The 1,681-nt window shown below is 62.1% G+C and carries 1 protein-coding gene and 1 pseudogene; both read left to right on the top strand.

Annotation, left to right across the window (positions count from 1 at the left end; translation table 11 throughout):
* Positions 1-54 precede the first annotated feature (54 nt).
* Positions 55-204: pseudogene (locus EYS21_RS23990) on the top strand (transposase); the annotation flags it as partial.
* A 252-nt stretch (positions 205-456) separates the two neighbouring features.
* Positions 457-1,647 carry an IS30 family transposase gene (locus EYS21_RS23205; protein ID WP_131135594.1) on the top strand — a complete coding sequence of 397 codons (1,191 nt, stop codon included), beginning with the start codon at positions 457-459 and terminating at the stop codon, positions 1,645-1,647.
* The last annotated feature ends 34 nt before the right edge of the window (positions 1,648-1,681 follow it).

Raw genomic sequence — 1,681 nt, 5'->3', positions numbered from 1 at the left:
GGCGGGTTCTAGCGGTCGTTGCAACACCCAGAATTTTTGGGAGTTGCAACGACCGTGTCGTTTTTAACGAAAGAAGCTGTCGGCCGGAGGAAATATACGCCGGAGCAGAAGGCGCAGTTCTTTTCCGTGTTGGATCGGTGCGGGAGTGTGAGTGAGGCTGCGGCGGAGCTCGGCTTCAATCAGATGACGTGCTATCAGTGGGTCCATAAATCTCGGCTCCCGGAGCGGGTCCCCCGGGATCGGGATGCTGACCAGAGAAAATACACGCCTGAACAGAAGGCTGAGTTCTTCATCGTGTTCGACCGCGTCAAGAGCACGACGCAGGCCGCACGGGAGTTGGGACTGAATCCCGCAACGTGCGCCGGTTGGGTGCGTAAAGCCGGATTGAAAAGCTATGGCAAACCGGGGACGGGTCCTCACCCGGGCCGGGATGAGTACTTCCGGCTGCGCAAGACCGTGAGTCGGCGGAAAGCTGCCGCAGCGGTCGGTATACATCTCCGGACCGCCGAAGAGTGGGACCAGGGAATCCGTAAGTCCGGCGGCCGACGCATTTACCCCGATGGCCGAATCGTCGACTACAAACGTGGTGTGACCACTATGTCCCCTCCCGCCGGCAGCCTGGTCCCCGTACCGGTATCAGCGTTAGAGAAATCTATCGATCCGCGGTTCCTGACCGTGCAGGAACGGGAGATGATCCGGGATCTGCACGCCGCGGGTTCCTCGGTGAGGGCGATCGCCCGCTCTTTGGGACGATCGCCCTCAACTATCAGCCGCGAGCTGGGCCGAAATACCGATCCCCTGATGGGATACCTGCCCCACGGGGCGCATCGGAAGGCTGCCGCCCGGCGGGCGCGGCCCAAGACGGCCAAGCTCGCTGGCGAATCGGACCTGCGCGACTACGTGAAGGACAAACTGCTCCTACGCTGGTCTCCGGAGCAGATCAGCCACACGCTGGTCGAAGAGTTCCCCGACAACCCGGAGATGCGTGTGAGCCCAGAGACGATCTATCAAGCCCTCTACGTCCAGGCCAGAGGCGGACTTAAACGCGAGATACAGGCAGCTCTGCGGACCGGCCGGACCCGCCGCAAACCCCACAACACCGGCGAGCAGCGCATCCCCAGGTTCGTGGACCCGATGGTCATGATTTCCGAGCGTCCGCCCGAGATCGAGGACCGCGCCATACCGGGGCACTGGGAGGGGGACCTCATTACCGGCGCCTATAACCAGTCAGCGATCGCGACCCTGGTCGAGCGCACCACCCGCTACGTGATGCTCGTCCACCTGCCAAATGACCACACCGCCGAAACAGTCCGCGACGGACTGGTCAAGACCATGGCCAGCCTGCCCGCGCACTTGCGAGGCTCCCTGACCTGGGACCAGGGCGCGGAAATGGCCACCCACAAATCCTTCACTCTTGCCACCGACATGCCCGTCTATTTCTGCGATCCCGCCAGCCCCTGGCAACGCGGCTCGAACGAGAACACCAACGGGCTGTTGCGCCAGTACTTCCCCAAGGGCACCGACCTGTCCGTCTACGGGCCCGAAGACCTCGAACACGTCGCGCAGGAACTCAACGGACGCCCACGCAAAACGCTCGGCTGGAAAACTCCAGCCGAGCGTTTACGTGATTTACTACTAACCACCTAACCAACAGGTGTTGCAACGACCCCTAGAATCCAAG

It is taken from the genome of Arthrobacter sp. S39, from assembly GCF_004320525.1.
Lineage (GTDB): Bacteria > Actinomycetota > Actinomycetes > Actinomycetales > Micrococcaceae > Arthrobacter.
This window is presented reverse-complemented; position numbering and strand designations above follow the sequence as displayed.